Here is a 24,262-nt window from a genome sequence, read left to right as displayed (position 1 = left end):
GCACCCGGTCGTGTGAGGACCCGGTCAGTCGGCGACGACCGGCTGCGTGTCGTCCGCGAGCGCGAGCACGTCGTCGAAGAAGTCGAGCGAGTCGTGCGGTCCGGGGTTCGCTTCGGGATGATACTGGCGAGTGATCACGTCGAGTTCCTCGCTGTCGAGCCCCTCGACGGTGTCGTCATTGACGTTCACCTGCGTCACCTCCAGTGGACCCGTGTCGTCGACCGTGTAGCCGTGATTCTGCGTCGTCATCACGACCCGGTCGGTCCGGAGATCCTTCACGGGCTGGTTGACGCCGCGATGGCCGAACGCCATCTTCTTCGTCGACCCGCCGAGCGCACTCGCGACGACTTGCTGGCCCAGACAGATGCCGGCGATAGGCAGTTCGCCCGCGAACTCGTCGACGATCTCCTGTGCGGCGACGAAGTTCTCCGGGTCACCGGGACCGTTCGAGATGAACAGCACGTCGGGGTCGACGGCGGCGACGTCTTCGGGGGTCGCGTCGTACGGGAGCACGTGGACGTCCGCCCCGCGCTCGGTGAGCGAGCTGATGATGGACCCCTTCGCGCCGCAGTCGATGAGCGCGATGTCCGCTGTGCCACCCCCCTCGTGGACCGTCGGTTCGGTCACCGAGACCTGCGCGCCGATCTCCGTGTGGTCGCTCATCGGCTTGCACGCCTCCATCTCGGCGACGGCATCTTCCGGTGTGGCATCCGCTCCGGCGGCGATACCGCAGGCCATCGCGCCGTGCTCCCGGATCGTCGTGACGATCTCGCGGGTGTCGACGTGGTCGACGGCGGGAACGTCTTCCGAGGCCAGCCAGTCGGCGACGTCGCTCGTCATCTCGCGGGCGATCGCCGCGCGAGGCTGCACGGAGTCGGACTCGAATCGTTCGGATCGGACGCCGTAGTTTCCGATCAGCGGATACGAGAACGTGAGGATCTGTTCTGCGTACGATGGGTCGGTGAGCGACTCCTCGTATCCCGTGTACGCGGTCGTGAACACCAGTTCACCACGTGTCCGCCCTGGTGCGCGGGCGCGAGCCTCGAGCACGCGTCCGTCGGCCAGCGCGATATAGGCGTCCGACATTACGAGAAACGTACGCATCTACACTAATAAGTGCGTCGTTCGTAGATTCATTACGATATTCGTAACGAGTAAGTCGGCGGAGGGCGACGGTGGAGTATGGACGAGCTCGACCGTCGCATCCTCTCGATCCTTCGACGGGACGCGAGGACGCCGTACACCGAAATCGCCAACCGAGTCGGTACCTCGGAGGGAACCGTCCGAAATCGGGTCGACCGGATGACCGAGGAAGGGATCATCGAGCGGTTCACCGTCACGACGCGGACGGGTAACGTGAAGGCGATGATCGAGATCTCCGTGGAGATGAACGTCGACACGGCCGCGGTCAGCGAACGGATGGTCGAGTGGGAGGAGGTCGATTTCGTCTGGCAGGTGTCCGGCGAGGAGGACGTCGTCCTGATCGTCGACGCCGTCGACACCGGCGCAGTCAACGACCTGATCTCTCAGGCTCGGGAGCTGGACGAGGTCAAATCGACGAAAACGCGGCTCATTCTGGACGAGCGGCTCGGATGAGCGAACCGGTCGGGCACCCCCCGTTTCCGTCGGGTCTGTGCACGCTGGCCGCCTCGGCGGGTTCACAAGCAGTTTGTTTTGCGGATATCGGCCCGGAACGGGGCTCGGACCATCGAGTCGAACGTCCACGAACCCGCCGGAACGAGAACTCAGATGTCCCGTCGGAACCGACGCCTCCCGGATCGCCCCCGTCCCCAACTGCTTTCAGCTGCACCGCCGTACTGCGTTCGATGAGCAGTAGCCGACACCGGTTCGGAGGTGGACCGACGTGAGCCCGAGAGGTGGACCGACGTGAGTTCCGAGTCCGCTCCTCGCGCGGTCGCGGTCAACGTAGCCGCGAACACGAACGAGCCCGGATTCAGGGGACCAGTGTACCCGGACGGCTCGTTCACGTACGTTCCGATACCGGAATCCGCGACGACCCTACCGCGGGATCGGTTCCCTGTCGACGAGCCGATTCCGACGTACGCCGATCTCGACCTCCCCTTTTTAGTGCCGGAGGATCTCCGGCGGACGTCAGTCCACATGGACCCCGAGTTCCCCGGCGTTCACGGACGCAATCACGCAACGTACGGCGACCCGTTCGCGGTCAAGGCGGGGCCGATCGGCGAGCTGGAACCCGGGGACTGGCTGCTGTTTTACGCCACGCTAACGCTTCGTCCTTCGGACTGGCGCGGCCCCGGTGGCGGGCGTATCGATGACGGTGAGGACGCAGATGCTGCCGAGGCTACGGACGCCGTGGAGGCTGCGAACGCGACGGATCACCGTGACGGTGAGTGGCTCCAGTCGCACGCCAGCGTCGACATCGCCGACGACCTCGCACCCGACTGGGGCGCCTACCTGTTCGCGGGGATCCGCGTGTCGACCGTCGTCTCGGAGCCGGACCGCGAGGTCGCAACCGACCTCGCTCCAACGAACGCCCACTGCAAACGCGACCCGTTCGACGCACGGGTCGTCGTGGTCGGTGACCCGGCGGCGTCGGGACCGTTCGAGCGGGTCGTACCGTTAAGCACGCCCGAGTCAGGGTCGGAGGCGAACCGCCTCGTCACCGAGCACTCCTCCGACTCCGGAAACGGACCGTGGTGGCGTCGACCGTTGCGGTTCGACCCGGCGTCGACCGCCGAACTGCTCGACCGCGTCCGGTGGGCGAGAGACGACTGACGGGTCGACGTCGACGCACCGACAAAACGATCATTGTTACCGAACACCATGAAACGGTATGGCCGGGATCACCGCGGTCGAGTTGGCGTTCCGGCTGTTCGTCGCCAGTATCGTCATCGTCGGACCGACGGTGCTTTTCATCGCGCTCTGGCGGTTCCTGCTGTGGCTGCGCGACGACGCCCTGATCGATACGCTCGTGACTCGCGAAGTGCTCGACGAGGAGCCGTCACCCTCGGCGGCTGACGTGCTCGCCGCGGCAAGCGCTCCACATCCCGGGTCGCGCCGCTGTCCGTCCTGCGACACTCGACTCCTCCCCGGAGCGCGGCGGTGCCGGGAGTGTGGCGACCGTCTGTGAGTCGCGGGAGCCACCACTTACCGACGGACGGTCACTCGTAGTCGTCGTACGTCGGGCGTCCCGACTCCGGCGGAAACTCGTCGACCGACACGGTGGTCTCGTCGCCGGACGCCATATCCTTGATCGTGTACTCGCCGTTCTCGAGGTCGCGCTCACCGACGACGACCACGGTTTCGGCGTTGATCGAGTCGGCGTAACCGAGCTGTGCGCCGAACGACCGGTCGGAGACATCGGTTTCCACGACGTGGCCCAGATCGCGGAGGTCGCGTGCGACGCTCGCGGCGGTCGTTCGCGTGTCGCCGACCGAGAGCACGTAGTAATCGGTCGACAGCGCCTCCTCCGGCCAGACTCCCGCGCGCTGACACAGCAGTTTCAGCGTCGAGTGGCCCGGCGCGACGCCGACAGCAGGGGTGGGCTGACCGCCGAAGCTCTCGATCAGGTCGTCGTAGCGTCCGCCGCCGAAGACGGAGCGGGACACCTCGCCGGTGGAGTCGAAACACTCGAAGACGACGCCGGTGTAGTAGTCGAGCCCGCGCGCGGTGGTGAGCGATATCTCGCAGAACTCACCCGCCCCGAACGCGTCGGCCGCGGTGAGCACGTCGGTGAGGTTCGCAATGGCCGCCTCGACGTCCTCGCCGCCGGCCGCGGCGACCGTCTCGAGGTCGCCGACATCGTCGACGTCCGTGATCAGGTCGTCGAACTCTCGAGCGGTCGCGCGGTCCAGCCCGGCGTCGGAGAGCAGCCCGACGTACTCCCCGTCGTCGACCTTTTCACGTTTGTCGACCGCGCGGATCGCGGCTGCCGTATCGACCGCTTCGGGATCGTCTGCAAGCGCTCGCACGAGTCCGCCGAGCACGTCGCGGTGGGAGACCCGAAACTCGAAGTCGTCGCCGGTGAGCCCCAGCGACGTGAGCGCGTCCGCGGCGACCGCAAGCACCTCCGCGTCGGCCTCGGGAGCCGACGATCCGAAGATGTCGATGTTCGTCTGGTAGAACTCGCGGAATCGACCCTGCTGGACCTGTTCGTAGCGCCAGAACGGGCGGGTGGACATCCACTTGATCGGCTTCGACAGCTCCTGACCCTTGGCGACGACCATGCGCGCGACAGTCGGCGTGAGCTCCGGGGTCATCGCGACCTCCCGACCGCCTTTATCCTCGAACGCGTACAGCTCGTCAACGATCTCCTCGCCCGACTTATCAACGTACATCTGCGTGCGTTCGAGTGCCGGCGTCGCCACCTCGCGGAACCCGTAGCTTGCGGCGGCATCCTCGAGCGCGTCCGTCACCTCGCGTCGCGCCGACTGCTCCTCGGGGTAGATATCACGAAACCCCTTGAGTCCGTCGTACATGTACGCCGGTTTGACGAGCGCCCGCTTGAAACCACTCCTTTGGACCTACCGGTTCCGACGTGTTCCCCGGCCGACAGCCACCGTTCTCAGTCGCCAAGCACTCCCCCTATCGCACCCGCGAGCGCCGAATCGACCACGAAGAGGAACGTGGTGAACAGGCCGACGACGCGAACGCCCGCACTGCCGACCAGACGGGCGAACGCGGCGCGAGACCTCAAAAGCGAAGAAGGGGGAGGCCGTAGGGGAACGTATGAGGACGGGAGCCATCGTCGCGGGAGGGCGTTCGACGCGGTTCGGAGACAGGGACAAATCAGTCGCGAAGCTCAACGGGGTTCCGATGATCCGCCGGGTTGCGAACCGGCTCGCAGGTGTCGACGATCCGATTCCGCCGGGTGCCGAGCGTGCGGCGAGCGGCGACCCCGTCGTCGGCGAACTCGTCGTCAACTGCCGGCCGGATCAGCGGGACGCGATCGCCGACGCGATCGAGGGGCTCCCGGTCTCGGTCGCGTGGGCGCTCGACGACGAGCCGGACCAAGGACCGATCGCCGGGATCCGCAACGCCTGCCGAGCAGCCAGCGGTGAATACACGTTCGTCGTCGCCTGTGACATGCCGTTCGTCGATCCCGCGTTCGCGGCGTCACTGTTCGCGGACGCAACGGAAGGCGACGCCGCAGTCCCACAGCTCGACGACCAGTGGTACCAGACGACACAAGCCGTGTACAACACCGAAGCGATGGCCGACGCCTGCGACCGAGCGCTCGCACGCGGCGACCGCAAGATCCTCGATCCGCTTTCCGAGCTCGAGTACGTGGTCGTCGGCGACGATGCGATCCACGCGCGGACGACCGACCGAACCTTCGAGAACGTCAACACCCGCGAGGAGCTGGAAGCTGCCGAGTCGTTCGTCGAGAGCGCGCTCGCGTGAGGCGTTGACCCTTTCATAATCCCTGTGCTGCACCGGCGTCGGTCACACGCCCGACGAACAACACGGCGTCGGTCGGGCGGTCACGAATATAAAACAGGAACGGACGGTCGATCGTCAGATCGAACGACTCCGGCGGCGCGCTCTCGACCATCGTGACCGCGGTTGCCGCCGCGGCCTCCGTCCCCTCCTCGTCGACGCTGACGAACGCCTCGTGGAACACCTCGTCGACGCCGGGACCGTTCCCCCCCGTGACCATATGTGAAAAGTCCGCATCGGGACCGAACGCCGCACCCATCCGAAGCTCGCGAAGTGTCTCCGAGAGCGCGGCGTCGAACTCGTACTCGAAGCTTGGCATCCGGAGGTCGCCGCTGGCGTCGCCGAGCGCCTCGAACACGCCGAACAGCGTCTCCCCCGACAGTTCGGTCTCGATCTCCGCAAACCGTCCCTCGTCGGGAACGACGAGCACCATCGACACGTCGCCGCCGACGTACGGGAGTTCGATCACCTGCGCACCAGGGAGTTCGGCGTAGTTCGTCCGGAGATCCTGCACCATCATGGGAACTGTCGACTCGGTGCCATCAAGCGCCGTGAACGTCCCGTCGACCGTCTCCTCCGGGTCGAACTCCTGCTCCCAGCTCGCCATGAAGTAGATGGCGTTCGTAAGCACGAGCACGGTCTGCGGAGTGATCGACCCCTCGGGAAGCAGGTCCTCGATCCGCTCATCGGTGGCCTCTTCGACCCAGTCGTTGATGCGCTCGCGCTCGCCGTCCGGGTCGCCCGCGAAGTCGGCCTCGTTGAACCCGCCGCCGTAGTGTTCGTCGACGGTGTCGAGGTACTCGTCCGCGAAGGGGAACTCCGCCTCGCCCCACAACGCGTTTGCGACCGATAGCTGGAACGCGTCGACCGCGTCGTCATCCTCCTCGTCGCCCGTGTCGCCGTTGCCGCCGTCTCCACCACCCGGGCCGCCAGCAGTCGTCTCTCGCTCGTCGAGTTCGTCCTGCAGGGCCGCGAACGCCGGGTGCGTCTCCTCGCCGAGCGAGAACCGAAGCGCCTCGCGCATGGCCGCCTCCGCCTCGCCCGCCGCCCCGGCGTACGTCATCGCGAGCGCCATCGAGACGCTGTACGGCGAGAAGAAGACGTTATCGGCGTCGTCGGCCTCGACGAGCCGGTCGTGGAGCGACGTCGCGAAGTCGGCGTTGCCGGCGACGAGATCACGTAGTCGAGCGGTCGGCGCGGACGGCTCGCCCTCCGGAAGCGACTCGGCCGGCGGCTCCGGCGGCGTTTCGACGTTTTCGTCGGGAGGGTGATCGGTCGCCTCCGTTGGCGTTGTCTCCGGCGGATCGTCGTCCGCACACCCGGCGAGCGCTGCTGCCGCTGCCAGTCCGGTCGCTGCGAGAAGGGCTCGTCGCGTCATTGAGGACCGGTCGGTCCGCGAGGCACGTCGTACTCCGTCCATACCGTACGGTCGCTCGGGCCGTATAAGTGTCTTGTAGAGACACAAACAGCTCTTTGTGGTACCCGTCGGGCTGGCATGGTCGGGCGGCTGCCTGAAAGGACAAGAGTCAGGCAGCCGGGGCGACGACACCTTGGCATGAGCGACCAGCGATCCGACACCGTCTCCGACGGCGACGACGTCGGGGGAGCGGACGCCTCGACGACGAACCGGTTCGAAACCCGAGCCATCCACGCGGGCCAAGAGCCCGATCCGGAGACGGGCGCGCTGATGACGCCGATCCACGCCAACTCCACGTACGAACAGGACGCGCCGGGGGAGCACCGCGGCTACGAGTACTCGCGGACGGGGAACCCCACCCGAAGCGACCTCGAGGCGAACCTCGCGTCGCTCGAGTCCGGCAGTCACGCGCGGTGTTTCTCGTCGGGGATGGGCGCGATCAACACCGTCCTCAACCTCCTCGAGGCCGGCGACCACGTCGTTGCGGGCGACGACGTGTACGGCGGTACTCACCGTATCCTCACGCAGGTGTACGAGCAGTACGATCTCGACACGACGTTCGTCGACACCACCGACCACGACGCGGTCCGCGACGCCGTCCGTGAGGACACCGAACTGCTGTGGGTCGAGACGCCGACGAACCCCCTGATGAACGTCAACGACATCGAGGCGCTCGCGGCGATCGCCCACGAACACCACGCGCTGTGTGCGGTCGACAACACGTTCGCGACGCCGTACCTCCAGCGACCGCTCGAACACGGTGCGGATATCGTCGCCCAGTCGCTGACGAAGTACCTCGGCGGCCACTCCGACACGATCGGCGGCGCGTTGATCGTCGACGACGCCGACCTCGACGAGCGACTCGGGTTCTACCAGAACGCGGTCGGCGCGACGCCGGGGCCGTTTGACGCGTTCCTCGTCTTGCGGGGAACGAAGACGCTGTCCGTCCGGATGGACCGTCACTGCGAGAACGCCGCAACGTTGGCAGCGTGGCTCGACGACCACGAGGACGTGGACCGTGTGTACTATCCCGGACTCGAGTCGCATCCGCAACACGAGCTCGCCGCCGAGCAGATGGACGGCTTCGGCGGGATGCTCTCGTTCGAGTTCGATGGAACGCTGGAGCAGGCGTCGACGGTCGTCTCGGAGACCGAGGTGTTCACCCTCGCCGAATCGCTCGGCGGCGTCGAGAGCCTCATCGAGCAGCCGGCCGCGATGACTCACGCCGCGATCCCGCGCGAGGAACGTCTCGCAGCCGGACTCTCGGATGGATTGATCCGCGTCTCCGTGGGGATCGAGCACGTCGACGACCTGAAAGCCGATCTCCAGACGGCGTTCGACGCGGCACGGGACGCTGAACATGAGTGAAAACCGTTCCAGCGAGGGCAGTAACGGGACAACCATCCCGGAGCTCGGGGCACGGTTGCGGTCGACCGTTGCGACGGGGATGGACGAGGACATCGTGTGGGACGTGGTCGAGCGTGGTGACGGAGTCCGGCTCCGGCTCCCGGACCGCGAGATACACGTGGAGCCGCGTCAGGGTCCGGGTGCGGAGACGCGCTGGACGACCGCGCTGTCGGCCGACGGCGCGACGGTGACGAAGGATGGCCCGTTCGACTCCGTCGAAGCTGCGCTCGAACGGGTACGGAGACTGCTCGCGACCGAGGTTCGGTACACCGTCTGCTGTGACGGCGAGCCCGACCGAAGCAATCGTTAACTCCCGTCGGGTGGACGACGGCGCATGGTCGAGGAACGCTGCTCCGATCGTGATGGTAACGCCGACCGCGAGGGTCACACCGACCAGAGCCCCAGTGATCGTCACATCGAGCGGACGTTCGAGCTCGCCCGCGAGGCGGTCGCCGACGGCAACACGCCGTTCGGCTCGCTGCTCGTCGTCGACGGGGAGGTGGTCAGGGAGTCGCGCAACACGACACGGAGCGACGACGACGTCACCGCGCATCCGGAGCTGAAGCTGGCGCGGTGGGCTGCCCGAGAACTGAACGACGAGGAGCTGGACCGATGCACGATGTACACGAGCACCGAGCCGTGCCCTATGTGTGCAAGCGCCATCGTCTATGCGGGTCTCGATCGGGTGGTGTTCGCCGTCCGCGGACGGACGCTCGCGAATCTGTCGGACGGCGTCATCGACATCCCCTGCGAGGCGGTCGTGCGACGGTCGGGTGGGGACACCGCGGTCGAGGGTCCGGTGAACGAGGCCGCCGGGATGCGGGTTCACGAGACGTTTTTTGGCTGAGCACGAGCGGCGAACCGCGATCCGGTACAGCGTGAGAATTGGGGACGTATTACGACGGCGTCGGCGGGAACCGCGGGTAGGTCCCGGAGCCCTCCGTGTGCCAGCCGCGGAGCTCGACCCACTCACCCTCCGGGTCGGTTCCGGCGACGTCGCCCGCGACGGACGTCTCGTAGGTGTTCCAGCTCCACCCGAACGTCCACCACTCGTTCGTTCCCTCGTAGCGCACGGTGACGCCGAAGCTGACGTCGTCGTCGCCGCCGTGCTCGACGTACACCGGGCTCGTGGCGTCGAACGTCCGGCGGTCCGACCACCGGTCCGCGGCCCAGTCGTCGTGGTCGTCCGCCCCACGTTCGGGCTCGCTGAGTTCGACCGGAGAGAGAACGGGCTCCGTTCCGCGCGGCGTCCGCGTGTCGATCGTTCGGTCGGACACGATCCGCGAGTCGAACCAGAGCGTGTCGCGACCCTCGCGGACCTCGTCGATCTCGATCCGGAGCATCGGGCCGTGGTCGGTCGCCACGACCTCGTGTGAGACGCCGACGAACCGGTCGCTGTCGGCGACGTACAGCTCGTCGACGACCGCCTCGCCGTCGTGAACGCCGATCGGGAGGAGGACGACCACGTCCTCGGTCGCGCCGTCGACTTCCACGCTCGCCTCGTACTGATACGACGACTCGTAGGAGTCGTAAAACAGCGCGGTTCCGAGCCCGACGAACCCCGCGATCACGACGAGAAAGACGACGAGCAGCGCCGCCGTCACGATCGCGATCTTCGCCGCCGTCGATCGGTTCCAGAGGCTGCTGAGACGTCCCGTACGAGCCATAATGGGAGATGACATCACGATCGCTTATAGCTAGTCGCCCGTTTTCCCGTTCGCGCGGTGCCGATTTGGTGTCGACACGTTCGTCGTGTTCGTCCGCCGTCGCGAGCGCGTTATTTATGCGTCGAGTGCGAACGAGACGTATGACGGAGATCCCTGTCGAGGCCACGCCGGACGTGGCGATCCCGGACGACGAGATCCCCGAGGGGGTGCCGGGCGAGTCGCGAGTCATCGAGACGAACGGGGTGCGGCTCCACGTCGTCGAGGCCGGACCGGAGGACGGACGGCTGCTCGTTTTGTTGCACGGGTTTCCGGAGTTCTGGTACGGCTGGCACGAGACGATCGCGCCGCTCGCGAACGCCGGCTACCGCGTCGTCGTTCCGGACCAGCGCGGCTACAACCTCTCGGAGAAGCCGCCGCGGGTGCGCGACTATCGGATCGACGAGCTCGCGAGCGACGTGGTCGGGCTGATCGACGCGTACGACCGGGAGACCGCGGCGGTCGCGGGCCACGACTGGGGGGCGGCGGTCGGCTGGTGGCTCGCGATCCACCGTCCCGACCGACTCTCGTCGCTCGTCGCCGTCAACGTCCCGCATCCGACCGTGTTCGAGCGCACGCTCCGGTCCTCGTGGGACCAGCGACTGAAAAGCTGGTACGTGCTCGCGTTCCAGCTGCCGAAGCTTCCCGAGGCGGTCGCCCGGGCGGAGAACTGGCGGCTCGCGACCAAGGGACTCAAGGACACGAGTCGCCCGGGCACGTTCGACGCCGAGGATCTCCGACGGTATCGTCGCGCGTGGAACCGCGACGGAGCGTTCGAGGCGATGGTGAACTGGTATCGCGCGATCGTTCGGGATCGACCGACGCCAGACACGCCGCGCGTCGAGGTGCCGACGCTCGTCATCTGGGGGGCGAGAGACCGGTTTCTTCGCAAGTCGATGGCGGCCGATAGCGTCGCTCACTGTGCCGACGGCCGACTCCACACGGTCGAGGACGCGACCCACTGGGTGATACACGAGGAGCCACATCGCGTGGCTGACGCGATCGCGGAGCACGCGGATCCGCTTCCGCCCGGCACGCGGGCGTGATCACGACTCCCCGAACCGATCAGTGAACCCTCCCCGAACCGATCAGTGAACCCTCCCCGAACCGATCAGTAAAATCCCTTGTCGACGTCGTCGGTCTCGATCAGGTCGTCCAGCTCCTTCGAGAGCAGCTCCTCGGCCTCGTCGAACGTATCCGAGAGGTCGTCTAACTCGTCCGGTCGACCGTCGAACTCGTAGGACATGGGACCGAACGCCGGGGAGTCGAGCGCGTCCATCACGTCCTCGAAGAGGTGGTCCGGCTCCGTCGGCGCTTCGGCGTGAACTCTGAGCGTCTCCTCCAGGCGAGTCGCCATCTGCTCGGCCTCGCTCTCGTCTTCCGGGGCGGTCCGTACTGCGAACCGACCCGGCGACTCGTCGTCCGGAAGCAGCGGGTCGATCTCGTCGTCGACTTTCCGCGCGACCCGCGTCCCGACTCCTCGGAGGTCCCGTGGGTTCTTCGCGTACGTTTTCAGATGGTAGACGCCGACGTTCGGGTGGCCGAAGTAGAGATCCTCTCCGAGCCCCTTGCGCCGGGTTCCGGCAACGGCCCGCCAGCCATCGGGGTCGGTCGAGTCGCTGGCCACGTCCGTCAGGATCTCCTGCCAGTCTCGAACGCGCATGACGAGTGGAGTTATAAGCGCAAGCGAAATGAGCGTGTCGATGACGGGGTCGCGTCGGGCGTCACGTATCGGACGAGATGGCGGACCGCTCCTCCTCAATGAACAGCCAGAGCGCGATGGCGCCGAGCGAGAGACTGAGCACCCCGTTGACGAGACCGATCGCGAGAAACTGCAGTCCGGAGAGCACCCAGATGACGCCGAGCACGGTGACGTGGAGCACGCCGACGAGATACAACACGGGTCGCCAGAGGCGCGTGAAAAAGAGCACCACGCCGACGAGAAAGCTGACTCCGACGGCGAGTATCGGCGGTTCGGATGCGGTGTACCCCACGTAGAGGTTCACCGCCGCGATCCCGATCGACAGGAGCACCCCGATCCAGTAGCGCCATCCCCACGTCGAGGTCTCGTCGATCCGGAACACCGTACGCGCCGAGCCCATACGCTAGGGACTCACCCCGGTCTCATAGCTGTTTGGTCGGCTATGGCCGTAGCCGGTCGAGCGGGACGGTCGGTCAGCGGTTGCGCGACTGGCTCGCCGGGCGTGCGTCACCGCTCGTACACTGGCTTCCGCTGTCGGTCCGCATATGTGTACATGGCCCGCGCGAGCAGCAGCGAGCCGCCGATAATGAGCAGAAACGTGAACGCCGAGTCCGATCCGCCGAGATAGTCGACGGTTCCCCATAAAACGAGACCGACGTACAACATGACCCGAAACCGAAACGTGTCGAACCCCTCGCGGAAGAACCCCCAAAGCACGAGTCCGGCGATGTAGAGACTGACCAGCACGTCAGCGATCGCGTCCGTTCCACCCTCCGCGATCCGGTAGTATCCCGAAACGACGGACAGGATCGCCAATCCGAGGATGAGCCCCCCGATCACGCCGCGGCCGTACCGGTCGTACAGCGAATCGCTCATATCCATCACTGGGGGCTTCGTATACAAGGAGACACCGCTTTGAGCCGATTCCGGGACGAACGACGGGGACGACTAGCGGACAACCAGCGGAAACGACCGCCAGGGATGACCGACGGAGTTCACCGTGCCCGTCGCCGAAACCTCATCGGTCGCCGTCGCGGTCGTCGGTCGTCTCGTCGCGGTCGTCGGTCGTCTCGTCGCGGTCGTCGGTCGTCTCGTCGTTCCGGTGAGCGACGTCCGCGTCCGACGGATATCGGTCGACAGCATACTCCCCGGTATCGATCGGGTCGGCCGGCTCCGAGTAGTCGCGCTCGGTCCGGGTAAACTCCGGTCGAACGACGCCGCCGCGGTCGGAGTCGTCATCGGGCTCCCGTGCCGAGTCGGACGTGCTCGGCCCGTCGGTCGAGCTAGCGGCCTCAGTGTCGGCAGCGGAATCAGCCGCAGTGACGAACTCACTCCCCATGCCGTCAACGTCGCCAGCGTCGTCACCGTCGACACCCTCACCGTCGACATCGTCGCCGTCGAACCACTCGAACGCGGTGCGGCGCGCGCGACGATCCCGGAGCGCCTCTTGGAGTCGTTCCTGTAGCGTCTCGCGAAGCCGTTCGGCCTCCTCTATGTCGAAGTCGACGGCCGCAGCGTCGTGACCGACGATCGAGTTCGTGCCCGCGGTGTCGGCGACGACGGTCGCAACGTGCCAGCGGCGCTGAAACACCGTTCGCGTGTCGATGACGTTCTGAATCCGGTAGTAGGGGACGATCCGGACCTCTCGACTCCAGAACCCGTTTCGCGTGAGCAGATGGTTCTCGCCAAGCCAGTAGCCGCGGTGCTTCCACTTCAGATGTGCGGCGGGCGGAACCGCAACGAGCAGTCCGGCGAGCAGATACCACGGGATCTCCCCGGCGATCCACCAGTCGACCGCGAAGGCGATGCCGGTCAGAGCCGCGAGCACCAATGTGTATCGAAACACGTATCGCCAGCGTATCCGCTTCGGCGGGCGCGAGAACTCGGGTTCGCCGAACGTCTCGACCTCGCGTGCGAGATCGTACACGCGCTCTGTTCTGGCGATGGGAACGGCAGCCTGACTCCCGTACTCGCCGCCTTGTCCGGGCGCGTAGCCGGCGGTCTCGATCGAGAGGGTTGCGTAGCCGAGTGCGCGCTTCGCCGGGTTGTCCGACACCATCAGCGTCTGCACCTTCTCCAGCGGGATCGACCCGCTGTACCGACGGAACAGTCCGCGCTCGTACCGGAGCTCGTCGCCGGCACGCGCGAGACGGAATCCGTAGTAGTTCGAGAAGGCGATCCCGGCTCCGAGAATCCACGAGACGAGAAACAGCGCCCCCACCGCGACGATGGCGAACGCCGTCAGAATCGCCGCCGACGCGTCCGGTAGGAAGCCGGAGAGGACGGGGAAGGAGCCGGAGCCGAGGAACGCGAGGAGACCGATGAGTCGGCCGTCGAACGAGAGCGCACCAACCAACGCGAGCTCGCCGGGCGTGATCGCGAACAGGTCCGTTTCGACCGGGCCGGTGGGGTCGCCGTCCGCGTCGACGCCGGTTGACGCGTCGGATTTCCGTCGCTGTATCTCCCGTCGGAGTCGCGTCGCCTCCGCGGGGACGACGTAGCGGATCGCTCCCTCCGTACTGGAGCCGCCGGCGGTCTCGAGATCGACCGCGGCGATCCCGAGCGCGCGCTGAATGACGTTCCGGCTCACGTCCACGTTCTGGATCCGCCGATACGGGATCTCCCGCTCACGACGCGAGATCACGCCGGAGGAGATGTCGAGGGTGTCCTCGGTGAGCTCGTACTCGAACCGTCGGTAGTACGCCAGTTCGTACGCGCCCGCGACGAGCAACACGGCGAGTGAGCCCCCCACGGCGATCGCGAGTCCCCACTCGTTGGCGGTCGCGAGGAAGAACAGCAGCACGACGACTCCCGACACCTTCTGGAGCGCGCGATACGGGATCGACTGCTTGGCGAGTTTCACACCGCGTCCTCCCCGTCGGCACGGATCGCGAGTCGTTTCAACTCCTCGCGGAGGTCGTCCGCTCGTTCGGGCGTCAGTCCGGGAATCCGAACGTCGGCACCGCGAGAGCCGGCCGTGTACACGACACACGACGCGAGTCCGACGCTCCGCTCGATAGGACCGCGTCGCGAGTCGACGTGTTGAATGCGGACGAGCGGGACCGCGGTCCGGACCTGCGTAACGACGCCGCGGTCGAGGTACAGCGCGTCCTCGCGGATCTCGTAGCTCCACCGCCGGTAGCGAAGCAGGGCGTGTGTGGCCCCGAGCACGAGAAGCGTCGCGCCCGCCGCAATGGGTGCCCACTCGGGCAGAAATCCGAGATAGAACGCGCCCGCGAACGGGGTCGTCAGGAACAGCGCGAGGACCGCTGCGCGCACGACCCAGACGATCCGGACGCGCGGGTTGAGCCGCTGTGTCGTCATCGACGTCCCTCCGTCGCGTCTCCGAGAGTCATACGTCGCCGTTATCGCGGGGCACGTAAAAACTCCCGCGACCCGGACGGGGGCCGACCGCGCGATCGTTGCACGGTAGAGATCCTCTCTCAGTGGAGAGTGTTGCCGAAACCGCTATCACTCGTGGCTGAGACTCGCCGCCCATGGCCGACGACCCGTTCGAGAACATGCTGGCGCAGATGGATCGAGCCGAGGAGTACGCCGATGTCGACCACGGGGTGTTCGAGCGGCTCAAACATCCGGAGCGCACGCTGAAGGTGACGCTCCCCGTCGAACTCGATTCGGGCGAGGTCGAGGTGTTCGAGGGGTACCGATGCCAGTTCGACAGCGCACGCGGCCCGTTTAAAGGCGGGATCCGATATCACCCCACCGTCACCCAGCGGGAGGTGGAGGCACTCGCGGGTTGGATGTCCTGGAAAACGGCGCTCGTGGACCTCCCGTACGGCGGCGCAAAGGGTGGCGTGATCTGCGAACCGAAGGATCTGACCGAAAACGATCTCGAGAAGCTCACCCGTCGGTACACGGAGGGGATCCGGCGAATGATCGGACCCGAGACGGACGTTCCCGCACCGGATATGAACACGAACTCGCAGACGATGGCGTGGCTCATGGACACGTACTCGATGTACGAGGGGTACACGGTGCCGAAAGTCGTCACCGGCAAGCCGCTGGAGCTCGGCGGGACGCCGGGTCGGACGGCGGCGACCGGTCGGGGCGTGTCGATCGTTACGGAGCGACTGTTCGAGTACCTCGAACGTGACCTCTCGGAGGCGACGGTGGCGATTCAGGGGTTCGGCAACGTCGGCTCGCACGCCGCGAAACTGCTTGACGAGTCCGGCGCACGGGTTGTCGCGACCTCGGACGTCACCGGAGCCGCATACGACCCCGAAGGGCTGGACGTGCCGACGCTCGCCGCACACGTGGAGGCCGGCGGGCTCATCGAGGAGTACACCGATGGGACGCTTCGCGGTGCCAGCCGGGACCGAACCCGGTGGGACGAGCCGGACCGGATCGCAAACGAGGAGCTGTTGACACTCGACGTCGACGTGCTCATTCCCGCCGCCGTCGAGGGGGTGATCACCGCCGAGAACGTCGACGAACTCCGCGCGTCGGCGGTCGTTGAGGCCGCGAACGGGCCGACGACGGTCGCGGCCGACGAGGTGCTCACGGACCGCGACATCCAGGTCGTTCCCGACATCCTCGCGAACGCGGGCGGCGTCATCGTCTCGTATCTGGAGTGGGTCCAGAACTCTCAGGAGTTTTCGTGGCCGTTGGAGACCGTGAACGCGGAGCTGGAGCGACGGATCGGCTCCGCGTTCGACGAGACGATCGCCCGGTACGACGAGGGCGACATCCCGGACCTGCGGACTGCCGCGTACACGATCGCACTCGAACGGACCGCGAGCGCCCACGAGTACCGCGGGCTGTTCCCCTAACTCGCATACCGCGACCTCACTCACACACGACGGATTCGGTCGGCGGTCACGTCGATCGGATCGGCGTAGTGGACGATCGGCTCCCCGTCGGGACGATCGAACGCGTTCGCCGCGAACAGCGTGTTTCGCCGGACCGTCACCGTCGCGTCCCGCAGCCGCCACGGCTCGTGGTCGATCGCGCCGCAGTACAGTCGCCTTCCCTCCGCGTAGAAGCGGTAGTTCTCGAGGAGAAACGCGGCTCGCGAACCCGGGTCGGGGACGAACGCCTCGCCGTCCGGTTCGTAGGTCGCGTCGAACGATGCCGGCGCTGCGCCGGCGTGGGTGCGTCGACTCCGGAAGTGGACGCGACTCCCCTCGCGCCGGACGGTCGCGTCGGCCCGGTAGTACGGTAACGCGAACAGCCGTCTGGCGACGGTGACGCCGAGCGGATCCGAGGCGTCGAGGCTGTAGAAGTACACGCCGGGACCGTTCGGTCCGTCGACGTAGGTCCGGAGGTTGAGCTCCGGAAACGAGAGACCCACGGGGACGCCGCGGGGTCGAACGTCCGACATCACGAACGGGACGACCCCGAGGTATGCGTCGCCGTCGTGGGTGACGACCGACAGCCGGTCAGGGAGCGTCTCGGCGACGACGTCGGGATCGACGGGCCAGTGGAGAAACAGTCCGTCGCGCCATCGCATCTCCAGCCAGCGGCGTCCGAGCATATCGATCCTTGGAGCGGGACGGTGAAAACCCGCACGGCACGACCGGGTCGGCCTCGGAGAAGACACAAACGGACGTTTGTGCTTCGGATCCGTTTATGCCCGCACCGCGTCTCAACCCGGGCATGAACGCGAGACGACTGCTGCTCGTCGCCGCGGTCGCGTCGATGCTCGTGCTCGCCGGCTGCGTCGGCGGCGACGATGCCGGTGACGCTACGGACGACGTCGCCGTCGAGGAGGATCTGTCTCCCGACGACGCGGCCGAGGATGCCGCCTCGTTCACGGACGCCGAGGACGTCGAGGCGACGGCCGCGGACGGTGCCGTGGATCCGGCCGCGCTGGCCGCCGAACGACAGCTGATACGAACTGGGCAGCTCCGGCTCACCGTCGACGAGTTCGATGCGGCCGAGCGAGAGGTGCAAGACGTGACGGACGGGTACGGCGGCTTCGTGAGCGAATCCAGCCGCGAAACGGCCGAGCGACACGGCGAACCGTACACGGTCGGCGAGTTCGTCGTTCGAGTGCCGAGCGACGAGTTCGACGCAGCAATGGCGGAGTTCGAGACCGTCGGCGAGGTCGAAAGCCGGCAGACCGACACCGAAGACGTCTCCGACCAGCTGACGGATCTCGAGGCGCGCCTCGACAACCTCCGTGCGGAGCGTGACCGGCTCCGCGAGCTGTACGACGAGGCGAACGAGACCCAGGACGTTCTCGCCGTGCAGTCGGAGCTGTCGAGCACGCAGTCGGAGATCGAGCGGCTCGAGGCGCGACAGGCGGACCTCAATGAAAAGGTGGCGCTGTCGACGATCCGGATCGAGCTCGCCGAGGAGCCGCCCGAACGCGAGCCGGTCGAACCCGAGGCGTGGTACGACACCGGCGTCACGGCGGCGTTTCTCGAATCGGTGAGCGGCGTCGGAACCGTCCTCCGAGCAACGGTCGTCGGGACAGCGTACGCCGCACCGTACCTCATCGCCTTCGGCGTTCCGCTCGTCGCCATCGGGATGTTCGCCCGACGGCTGCGCGGACCCGATCCGGTCGGCGACCGAAACGAAGCCGACGACGGGACCGAGTCGGACGAGAGCGAGACGTCGTAGTTCCGACTGTGGCGTGGTGAGTCCGAGACGGCCACAGGCAACCCGAGACGATCAAACCGCGATCATCGTCACGCCGATCACTGCCAGCACGGCCGCGAGGATCCGGATCCGGAAGTGGCGCTCGCCGAGCAGGAGCCCGCCGAGCACGACCGCCACGATCGCCTGCGTGTTGATTATCGGCGAGGCGATGCTGGCGGGAAGGATCGCAAACGACAGCGTCGTCACGTGTTCGCCGAGGGCGACGACAGCGCCGGCCAGCGCGAACTTCGGCAGGTCACGCCGGACGTTCGTCGGGCGATTGCGGATGGCGCTGGGCAGCAACACGGTGGCGACGCCAGCAAGGAGGAGCGGCACCCACAGCGTCTCGGGGATCGCAAGCTCCTGGAGGGCGACGCGCTTTCCCACGTCGCTAACGGCGTAACAGACGGCGCTCAACAACGCGAGCTGGGCGGGTCTGGAGTTCGCGGCCTTCGCGAACGGCTCGAGGAACCCGCCCGGGTCGTAGTTCGCAACGTACACCGCGAGCGTCGCGACGACGACGCCGGCGACTTCCAGCGGAGTCAACACCTGCCCGAGAAGCAGGATCTCCATCGGCAGCACGAACATCGGGACGATCTTGTTTATCGGCGTGACGTAGGAGACGTCGCCGTCCGCGATCGCGACGAGAAACAGCACGAATGCGGCGGCGGTCGCGACGACCGTAACCGCGACGACCCCGAGCTCCGCGACCCCGAACCTCCCGAGCGCTGCCGCCGTCACGCTGCCGTCGGCGACGACGACGGGAACGTACCACGCGATCGCGAAAGCGTTGATCAGCACGGTGAGCGCGGCTGGCGGATATCCCTCGAAGAGCCGCTTCAGCAGGTAGATGTACACGCCCCAGACGATGGCCGCGGTGAGCGCAAGGCCGATTCCCGGATCCGCAACGGACCCGAGCTGCAGCGTCGACGTCGCCGCGACTCCGATACCCATCGATCGACCCGACGCGAGTGCGACTCAAGAGGAGTTCGATCGGCTTCCACTGACGGGACGAGGCTCGGATCATGGACGAGGCTCGGATTATGGACGAGGCGATGGCGGACGGAGGCAGGGAGAAGAAACGAGGTGAGGTCCGTTACGGCGCGACGAGATCCACGACCGTTTCGCCGTCGACGACGACGTTGTACGCGCCCTCGTCGTCGTTCCAGAGAACGAGTCCGTTCTCGACGAACACGACCGCCCCGTACTCCGCCTCACGAAGATGACGGTTGAGCTCCGTCTCGCGCGTGCAGACGGCGTAGTGTTCGACCAACTGTGATCCGTCACCGATCTTGTACACGGCGTTGTCCCCCTCGCTGAGGTCGTGGCTGAGCTTTACCGCGAGGAGGTTCACACGGTCCGTGACGTGCTCCTCGGAGTCGGCAAGCCGCGCGCAGCGGTCCTCGCTTGCGCGGACATCAACCCGACGTTGCCCGTCCGTCCGAAGGATCGAGTACGCGAACTGGACGTCGACGTTGATGAACTCGCCCGGCTCGTCCTCGGGTCCTCGATCCGCGGTTTCGTCAAGTCGGCGCTGGAACGCGGGGATCGCGAGCTCGTCGGCGACGTCGAACGACCAGCCGGCGTCCTCCGGGGCGGCCCCCGGCCAGAGGCGTAGCGTCGGCGAGTACACCTCCACGTCACCGTCCGGGGTCGCGACCGCGCGCTCGACCTCGCGGAGCCCGGTCGCGGTGTTGAGGTCGGCTGGCGCGAGCGCGACGACGCTCCCGTCGGTCGCGAGCACGTCGAGCGCCGCCTCGACGACCGCCACCGGATCGTCCAGCTCGGAGAGAACGTTACCAAAGAGTACGATATCGAACGGTTTTGGCCGGCCATCGTCGCCGACGGCGACCGCGTCGATCCCGTCCGATCGCGGCGCGCCGACCCCAAGCATGGACTCCGCGGTCTCGCGATGGATCGCCGTCCGGAAGTTCCGTCCGGTCTCCGCGAGCAGCCGGCCGAGCACGTCGGCCGCCGGGCTGGGCTCAACCCCGTGGTACTCCACGATGGCGTCCTCGGGAAGGTAGTCGTGGAGCCCGAGCGCCGGCCCTCCGGTACCCGCGCCGACGTCGAGCACGCGGAGCGTGCGATCGAGCAGCCGGTTCTCGACGAGGTCGTCGAGCACGTAGCCGATCGTGGCGTAGTAGTCCGGGAGATGGTAGATCGCGTAGCCGAGCGCGGCGATGCGGTCGTATGCGACGTCGTTTTCGAAGAAGTAGTCGGTTTTCAGCCGTCGGATCGCCTCGCGAAGGCGGTCCCCTGAGTCACCCCGATGCCAGTTCGCGCCGAACTCCTCGACGAGGAGATCCTCGAGAGCGAACGCGTACGCTTCCGGGAACGTGGTCGGAGCCCAGCCCGGCGGCTCGACGGGAGCGTCGTCGACGGGGACGAACCGCCCGTCGTCGCGCTCGCGGAGCCGCAGGTCGAACGCCTCCTCTCGGAGCGCCTCGCGGACGACTCCTGGATGCGGTCGCCCCTCGATGTACTCCGCTATCTCCTCGGGGTCGATCGGTCTGACGTTACGGAGGTAGTTTGCGTTGTTTCGTACGGCCTGTCTGTCGATCATCGTCGAGTGGCGGTGTGGTGTATCATTCGGTCTCACGTCGTCGGTTGCACGGATCCGCGGATCCGATCCGTCGTGTCGTTCGCCGACGCGCTACGACTACTCATGGCGTTCGCCGACGCGCTACGACTACTCATGGCGTTCGACGACCCGCGACTACTCGTGTCGGCTTCGCGTCTCGCGGTCCCCGCGTGCGCGCTTGTAGAGGTCGGCGAACCGTTCCGGGTCGGCGTCGGCTATCTCGGCGGCCGCCTCCGCGACATCGGCCGCGCCGTCGAACGCACGCTGGATCTCGGCATACACGGCCGGCGAACCTTCCGTGATCGTATCGGCGACGTCGTCGAGCGCTTCCGAGACGGGCGTATGGAACTCCTCGCGGACGTCGTCGCCGGCGAGTCGCCACGCGAGCACCGCGGCGTGGGCACCCGCCTGCACGGTCTCCATCGCTCCGTCGTGTTCAGCTGCGGTCGTCTCGAACACGTCATTGCCGCCGGCCTCGATCGCACCGGTGATCGCCGAGACGTGCGGTCCGGGCTCGTCGACGACGACCGCAACGTTGCCGGGGACGCGCGGCGGCGCGAACAGCGGATGGTAGCTTGCACGCTCGATCTCCGGTGCGTGCTCACGCATCGCCGCGACCGCATCCGTCATCTCGCCGGAGACGTCCACGATCGCATGAGTCGCCCGCGACGCGTACGCCTCGACCGCTTCGGGCACCGCCGACATCGGAACCGCGAGACAGACGACGTCGAACGTCGACGTTCCATCGGCAGCAACGACGTCGGCGTCCCGCGTTCTGGCAGCGGACTCGGCGATCGCCCTCTCACGGTCGGCGAACGCCACGGTGGCCTCGACGGACGAGTCGTCGGAGCGGACGGTGTCGGCGACCCAACGACCCATCTCCCCTGCCCCCACGACGAGTAGCTCCATCGGTCACTCAAAGCAACGTCGTGTGGCCCTTAAAGCCGTTCGATGCGCGTTTCCGGTGGACGTCCGTGGTTTTGTACCATCAGGGCTGATAGCCAGCCGTCGATCGAATCTGTCGATGGTGATCGAGCGTCCCGAAAGCGATGGAGTCGTTCGACTACGAACCGTAGCCCCCCACGTGAACACGCCCCAGAGTAGTTTCTCCGATCGTTTTCCATGAATACAACCGACGAATAACTCTCCAAAGTTGTGCGGACACATCTCACACAATATTTAACCCAAATGAAAGCGTATCTACACCCATGGACTCCGACAGTCCCGCTACCGCGTGCATTGCCGGTCAGCCGACGCGCAAACTCGGCACCTTCTTTACACCCGGCAATACGCGCAAACGCTTTACGTGGACTGGTCGGACCCCGAACGGATCCGACTCCGCACGCCGCGTCTGCGGCCATCGTGGGTCGCCCGCTTCCCGCCGTTCACCCCCCGGTCAGGGTTATCGCCCCTGAATGAGCGTCTCCCAGCATCCGATCGCGTTACGGCTGGAGCGACAGGTCGGCGGCGCGACGAAGCTGTTAGCGACCGTCATGGCGCTCCCGCTCATCGACGGGATCTTCCCGGCGCTCGTCGTCGCTGGCGTGTTGGCCTCGCCAGCCGGTGTCGTTGAGACCGGTATCCTCATCTTCGGCGGCTCAGCGACCGTCGCGGTGATCCTCGCGGAGATGGACGGTAGCCGCAGGGAGATGGCCACCTCAGTGCTGCTTATCGGCGCGGTGATCATCCCTGTCGCCGCGGTCGAGGCAGCGCTCGCACCGACGCTCGCGGGGTTCCTGAACCTCGCCGTGTTCGAGCGGTTCGCCGGGCTCGTGATCCTCGCGATCGCGGCCAAAACCGCGAGTTCGGAGATCGGAAAGTATCTGCCGAGCCCCGCCGTCATCGTCGGTCTCGGGCTCGTCGCCAGCTTCGAGCCGTCCGGGTTCGCCGTCGAGACGTCGATGGAGTACGTCGCACCCGGGACGGCCGCCGCGGCGATCGGTGTCGGCTTCGCGCTGGCGGTCGCGCTACTGTCGCCACAGCTGAAAGAACGCGTCGACATCGACCGATTCAGGTTCGGGTCGGCGGTCGCACTCGGCGTCCTCGCGCTCCCGATCCTGCTCGGCCCGTTCGGTATCATGCAGACCGAGGCACCGATCGCGTTGGCCGTGCTCGCAGTGACCGCGCTGTTCGCGTACAACCCGAACCCCGACCACGTCGCATCGCCGGCAGCGAGTGATTCAGACGACGACGCTGACGGTGGTGTTAGCGTTGATCCCGGAGCTATCGACTCCGAGAAACTCGCTGATAACGTCCGAAACCGGGACGCACCGAGCGGCGACATCGACGATCCGCACGGGTCGGACTCGCATAGTAGCGCCGGACCGTCGGTGCCTACCATGGGCGAGGACGTGACCGTGATGGCGAACGGCGGCGATGCGACTGACGAGGAAGCGTCGACGAACCCCTTCGAGGACGACGACTCCCGCGCGCCGTGGCTGTGACCGATATCGCCAACGTCACGGGGTGAGCCCCGCCCGACTCCAGGATATCGTCGTCGTTAACCACGATCGGTTATATGCCCCGCCGCGATCCGCGGCCCTTTAGGTGTCGTCGTCGCCAACAAGCCCCATGTCCAATCGCGTCGTGCAGGGTCGAATGGTGACGCCGGGAAAACTCGCGGAGCTGGTCGAAGGGGAGTCGGTGTTGGAGACCGAGGAGATCGAGGACGCCGACCGTGACTGTCCCGACTGCGGTGGCGATGTCATCTCCGTCGGGTACATGCCGACGGTAACCGAGTTCGTTACCGGATACAAATGCCAGGACTGTGAGTGGAGCGACGACGACCGGTAGGTTCGGTCGCTTCGGGCCCCCTGACGCGTGTTTCGGAACGACTCGGTGTTCGTCTCAGTGTTGAATACGTGGCCCTCGCGTCCACGGATCGCTCAGGATCGAAACCCCTTTAGTCGTCTTTGTGTAACCGGTGAGTGCAGGATCACGCGGGGCTGTGGCCAAGCCAGGCATGGCGACTGACTCCAGAGGCTACGCCCGGGACGACACTCCAGACTGATATACCGAGCGGACGACTGATCATCGTTCGTGTTGACGACCCTCTGGAGTTCCGAGGCGCACCGGAGATATCAGTCGATCGGGGGTTCAAATCCCTCCGGCCCCATTTCACTCACTTCGTTCGTGAAACAGCACATACAGAGCTTCTACTGTACGTTTAGGGCAACCACTCAGAACCCCATTCTGAGGATTTCATTTGATTTGAACCCCTGAACGATGACAGGGTGCCACCGTTATGCGATACTAAGGATTTCACAAGCCACCGCTCCCGTACCGCATTTTCAATAAACGGGGAGACAGTCGTCATTCCGGTCACCGATCGGAACCCCCCTGACTCAAAGGTCGAACAAGTGGTGTGTGACGCCTGACCCACTGACCCACTAGGGGGTCACCACACGCACCGACCTCATTTAATA

Annotated in this window: 26 protein-coding genes and 1 tRNA gene; 14 read left to right on the top strand and 13 right to left on the bottom strand. The window is 66.4% G+C overall.

Going from position 1 to position 24,262, the window contains the following annotated elements:
- Positions 1-24: 24 nt before the first annotated feature.
- Complete coding sequence (gene carA, locus ACYQ0R_RS05300) at positions 25-1,086, bottom strand: glutamine-hydrolyzing carbamoyl-phosphate synthase small subunit (protein WP_459821380.1); 1,062 nt, start codon at positions 1,084-1,086, stop codon at positions 25-27.
- Positions 1,087-1,182: 96 nt separating this feature from the next.
- Between carA and ACYQ0R_RS05295 the strand changes: the two genes are divergently transcribed.
- The 3 genes from ACYQ0R_RS05295 (at position 1,183) to ACYQ0R_RS05285 (ending at position 3,112) form a co-directional block, all read left to right on the top strand.
- Entirely contained in the window at positions 1,183-1,596 is a 414-nt protein-coding gene (locus ACYQ0R_RS05295) for an Lrp/AsnC family transcriptional regulator (protein WP_459821378.1), read from the top strand.
- A 291-nt stretch (positions 1,597-1,887) separates the two neighbouring features.
- Complete coding sequence (locus ACYQ0R_RS05290) at positions 1,888-2,757, top strand: Nmad3 family putative nucleotide modification protein (RefSeq protein WP_459821376.1); 870 nt, start codon at positions 1,888-1,890, stop codon at positions 2,755-2,757.
- 58 nt (positions 2,758-2,815) lie between these two features.
- Complete coding sequence (locus ACYQ0R_RS05285) at positions 2,816-3,112, top strand: hypothetical protein (protein WP_459821375.1); 297 nt, start codon at positions 2,816-2,818, stop codon at positions 3,110-3,112.
- 31 nt (positions 3,113-3,143) lie between these two features.
- Here the strand turns inward: ACYQ0R_RS05285 and hisS are convergent, their stop codons facing one another.
- Positions 3,144-4,460, bottom strand: a complete 1,317-nt coding sequence (gene hisS, locus ACYQ0R_RS05280) for a histidine--tRNA ligase (protein ID WP_459821373.1) — start codon at positions 4,458-4,460, stop codon at positions 3,144-3,146.
- Between the two features lie 250 nt (positions 4,461-4,710).
- Between hisS and mobA the strand changes: the two genes are divergently transcribed.
- On the top strand, positions 4,711-5,385 hold the full coding sequence (gene mobA, locus ACYQ0R_RS05275) for a molybdenum cofactor guanylyltransferase (RefSeq protein WP_459821371.1): 675 nt from the start codon (positions 4,711-4,713) through the stop codon (positions 5,383-5,385).
- Positions 5,386-5,398: 13 nt separating this feature from the next.
- On the opposite strand, the gene ACYQ0R_RS05270 is transcribed toward mobA, so the two are convergent.
- The gene (locus tag ACYQ0R_RS05270; protein ID WP_459825677.1) at positions 5,399-6,799 is read right to left on the bottom strand and encodes a serpin family protein; all 1,401 of its coding nucleotides are present in this window, start codon (positions 6,797-6,799) and stop codon (positions 5,399-5,401) included.
- 177 nt (positions 6,800-6,976) lie between these two features.
- On the opposite strand from ACYQ0R_RS05270, the gene ACYQ0R_RS05265 reads away from it, so the two are divergent.
- Genes ACYQ0R_RS05265 through ACYQ0R_RS05255 form a run of 3 tightly spaced genes read left to right on the top strand, consistent with a single transcriptional unit; the run spans position 6,977 to position 9,092 of the window.
- Entirely contained in the window at positions 6,977-8,206 is a 1,230-nt protein-coding gene (locus tag ACYQ0R_RS05265) for a cystathionine gamma-synthase (protein WP_459821369.1), read from the top strand.
- Positions 8,199-8,555, top strand: a complete 357-nt coding sequence (locus ACYQ0R_RS05260; RefSeq protein WP_459821367.1) for a hypothetical protein — start codon at positions 8,199-8,201, stop codon at positions 8,553-8,555. The genes ACYQ0R_RS05265 and ACYQ0R_RS05260 overlap by 8 nt, the downstream gene beginning before the upstream one ends.
- 24 nt (positions 8,556-8,579) lie before the next feature.
- Entirely contained in the window at positions 8,580-9,092 is a 513-nt protein-coding gene (locus ACYQ0R_RS05255) for a nucleoside deaminase (protein ID WP_459821365.1), read from the top strand.
- A gap of 49 nt (positions 9,093-9,141) precedes the next feature.
- On the opposite strand, the gene ACYQ0R_RS05250 is transcribed toward ACYQ0R_RS05255, so the two are convergent.
- Positions 9,142-9,912 (bottom strand): hypothetical protein, encoded by a 771-nt coding sequence (locus tag ACYQ0R_RS05250; RefSeq protein WP_459821363.1) that lies wholly within the window; start codon positions 9,910-9,912, stop codon positions 9,142-9,144.
- A 140-nt stretch (positions 9,913-10,052) separates the two neighbouring features.
- Here ACYQ0R_RS05250 and ACYQ0R_RS05245 point away from each other — a divergent pair, with 140 nt between their 5' ends.
- Positions 10,053-10,994, top strand: coding sequence for an alpha/beta fold hydrolase (locus ACYQ0R_RS05245; RefSeq protein WP_459821361.1), 942 nt, complete (start codon positions 10,053-10,055; stop codon positions 10,992-10,994).
- Between the two features lie 65 nt (positions 10,995-11,059).
- On the opposite strand, the gene ACYQ0R_RS05240 is transcribed toward ACYQ0R_RS05245, so the two are convergent.
- The 5 genes from ACYQ0R_RS05240 to ACYQ0R_RS05220 form a co-directional block, all read right to left on the bottom strand.
- Positions 11,060-11,611, bottom strand: a complete 552-nt coding sequence (locus ACYQ0R_RS05240) for a hypothetical protein (RefSeq protein ID WP_459821360.1) — start codon at positions 11,609-11,611, stop codon at positions 11,060-11,062.
- Positions 11,612-11,672: 61 nt separating this feature from the next.
- Positions 11,673-12,050: a hypothetical protein gene (locus ACYQ0R_RS05235; RefSeq protein WP_459821358.1), complete on the bottom strand. Its 378-nt coding sequence runs from the start codon at positions 12,048-12,050 to the stop codon at positions 11,673-11,675.
- Positions 12,051-12,157: 107 nt separating this feature from the next.
- Complete coding sequence (locus ACYQ0R_RS05230; protein ID WP_459821356.1) at positions 12,158-12,526, bottom strand: hypothetical protein; 369 nt, start codon at positions 12,524-12,526, stop codon at positions 12,158-12,160.
- A 142-nt stretch (positions 12,527-12,668) separates the two neighbouring features.
- Positions 12,669-14,513: a PH domain-containing protein gene (locus ACYQ0R_RS05225; protein WP_459821354.1), complete on the bottom strand. Its 1,845-nt coding sequence runs from the start codon at positions 14,511-14,513 to the stop codon at positions 12,669-12,671.
- A complete protein-coding gene (locus tag ACYQ0R_RS05220; protein WP_459821352.1) occupies positions 14,510-14,974 on the bottom strand; it encodes a PH domain-containing protein in 465 nt (154 codons plus the stop codon). The genes ACYQ0R_RS05225 and ACYQ0R_RS05220 overlap by 4 nt, the downstream gene beginning before the upstream one ends.
- Before the next feature lie 173 nt (positions 14,975-15,147).
- On the opposite strand from ACYQ0R_RS05220, the gene ACYQ0R_RS05215 reads away from it, so the two are divergent.
- Complete coding sequence (locus tag ACYQ0R_RS05215; protein ID WP_459821350.1) at positions 15,148-16,440, top strand: Glu/Leu/Phe/Val family dehydrogenase; 1,293 nt, start codon at positions 15,148-15,150, stop codon at positions 16,438-16,440.
- 20 nt (positions 16,441-16,460) lie between these two features.
- Here the strand turns inward: ACYQ0R_RS05215 and ACYQ0R_RS05210 are convergent, their stop codons facing one another.
- Entirely contained in the window at positions 16,461-17,144 is a 684-nt protein-coding gene (locus tag ACYQ0R_RS05210; RefSeq protein ID WP_459821349.1) for a YqjF family protein, read from the bottom strand.
- Between the two features lie 122 nt (positions 17,145-17,266).
- On the opposite strand from ACYQ0R_RS05210, the gene ACYQ0R_RS05205 reads away from it, so the two are divergent.
- Positions 17,267-18,235, top strand: a complete 969-nt coding sequence (locus ACYQ0R_RS05205; RefSeq protein ID WP_459821347.1) for a DUF4349 domain-containing protein — start codon at positions 17,267-17,269, stop codon at positions 18,233-18,235.
- Between the two features lie 51 nt (positions 18,236-18,286).
- Here ACYQ0R_RS05205 and ACYQ0R_RS05200 read toward each other — a convergent pair whose 3' ends face one another.
- The 3 genes from ACYQ0R_RS05200 to ACYQ0R_RS05190 form a co-directional block, all read right to left on the bottom strand.
- Positions 18,287-19,207 carry an EamA family transporter gene (locus ACYQ0R_RS05200; protein ID WP_459821345.1) on the bottom strand — a complete coding sequence of 307 codons (921 nt, stop codon included), beginning with the start codon at positions 19,205-19,207 and terminating at the stop codon, positions 18,287-18,289.
- 142 nt (positions 19,208-19,349) lie between these two features.
- Positions 19,350-20,819 (bottom strand): small ribosomal subunit Rsm22 family protein, encoded by a 1,470-nt coding sequence (locus ACYQ0R_RS05195; RefSeq protein WP_459821343.1) that lies wholly within the window; start codon positions 20,817-20,819, stop codon positions 19,350-19,352.
- Positions 20,820-20,972: 153 nt separating this feature from the next.
- Complete coding sequence (locus tag ACYQ0R_RS05190; RefSeq protein WP_459821341.1) at positions 20,973-21,746, bottom strand: NAD(P)-binding domain-containing protein; 774 nt, start codon at positions 21,744-21,746, stop codon at positions 20,973-20,975.
- A 299-nt stretch (positions 21,747-22,045) separates the two neighbouring features.
- Here ACYQ0R_RS05190 and ACYQ0R_RS16045 point away from each other — a divergent pair, with 299 nt between their 5' ends.
- The 4 genes from ACYQ0R_RS16045 (at position 22,046) to ACYQ0R_RS05175 (ending at position 23,952) form a co-directional block, all read left to right on the top strand.
- Positions 22,046-22,252, top strand: a complete 207-nt coding sequence (locus ACYQ0R_RS16045; RefSeq protein ID WP_488193302.1) for a DUF8099 family protein — start codon at positions 22,046-22,048, stop codon at positions 22,250-22,252.
- Positions 22,253-23,281 (top strand): DUF5794 domain-containing protein, encoded by a 1,029-nt coding sequence (locus ACYQ0R_RS05185; protein WP_459821339.1) that lies wholly within the window; start codon positions 22,253-22,255, stop codon positions 23,279-23,281. It abuts the gene before it with no gap.
- Positions 23,282-23,408: 127 nt separating this feature from the next.
- Positions 23,409-23,630, top strand: a complete 222-nt coding sequence (locus ACYQ0R_RS05180; RefSeq protein WP_459821337.1) for a DUF5795 family protein — start codon at positions 23,409-23,411, stop codon at positions 23,628-23,630.
- Between the two features lie 148 nt (positions 23,631-23,778).
- Positions 23,779-23,952 (top strand) — tRNA-Trp (locus tag ACYQ0R_RS05175).
- The last annotated feature ends 310 nt before the right edge of the window (positions 23,953-24,262 follow it).

This window comes from Halorubrum luteum, from assembly GCF_054652935.1.
This window is presented reverse-complemented; position numbering and strand designations above follow the sequence as displayed.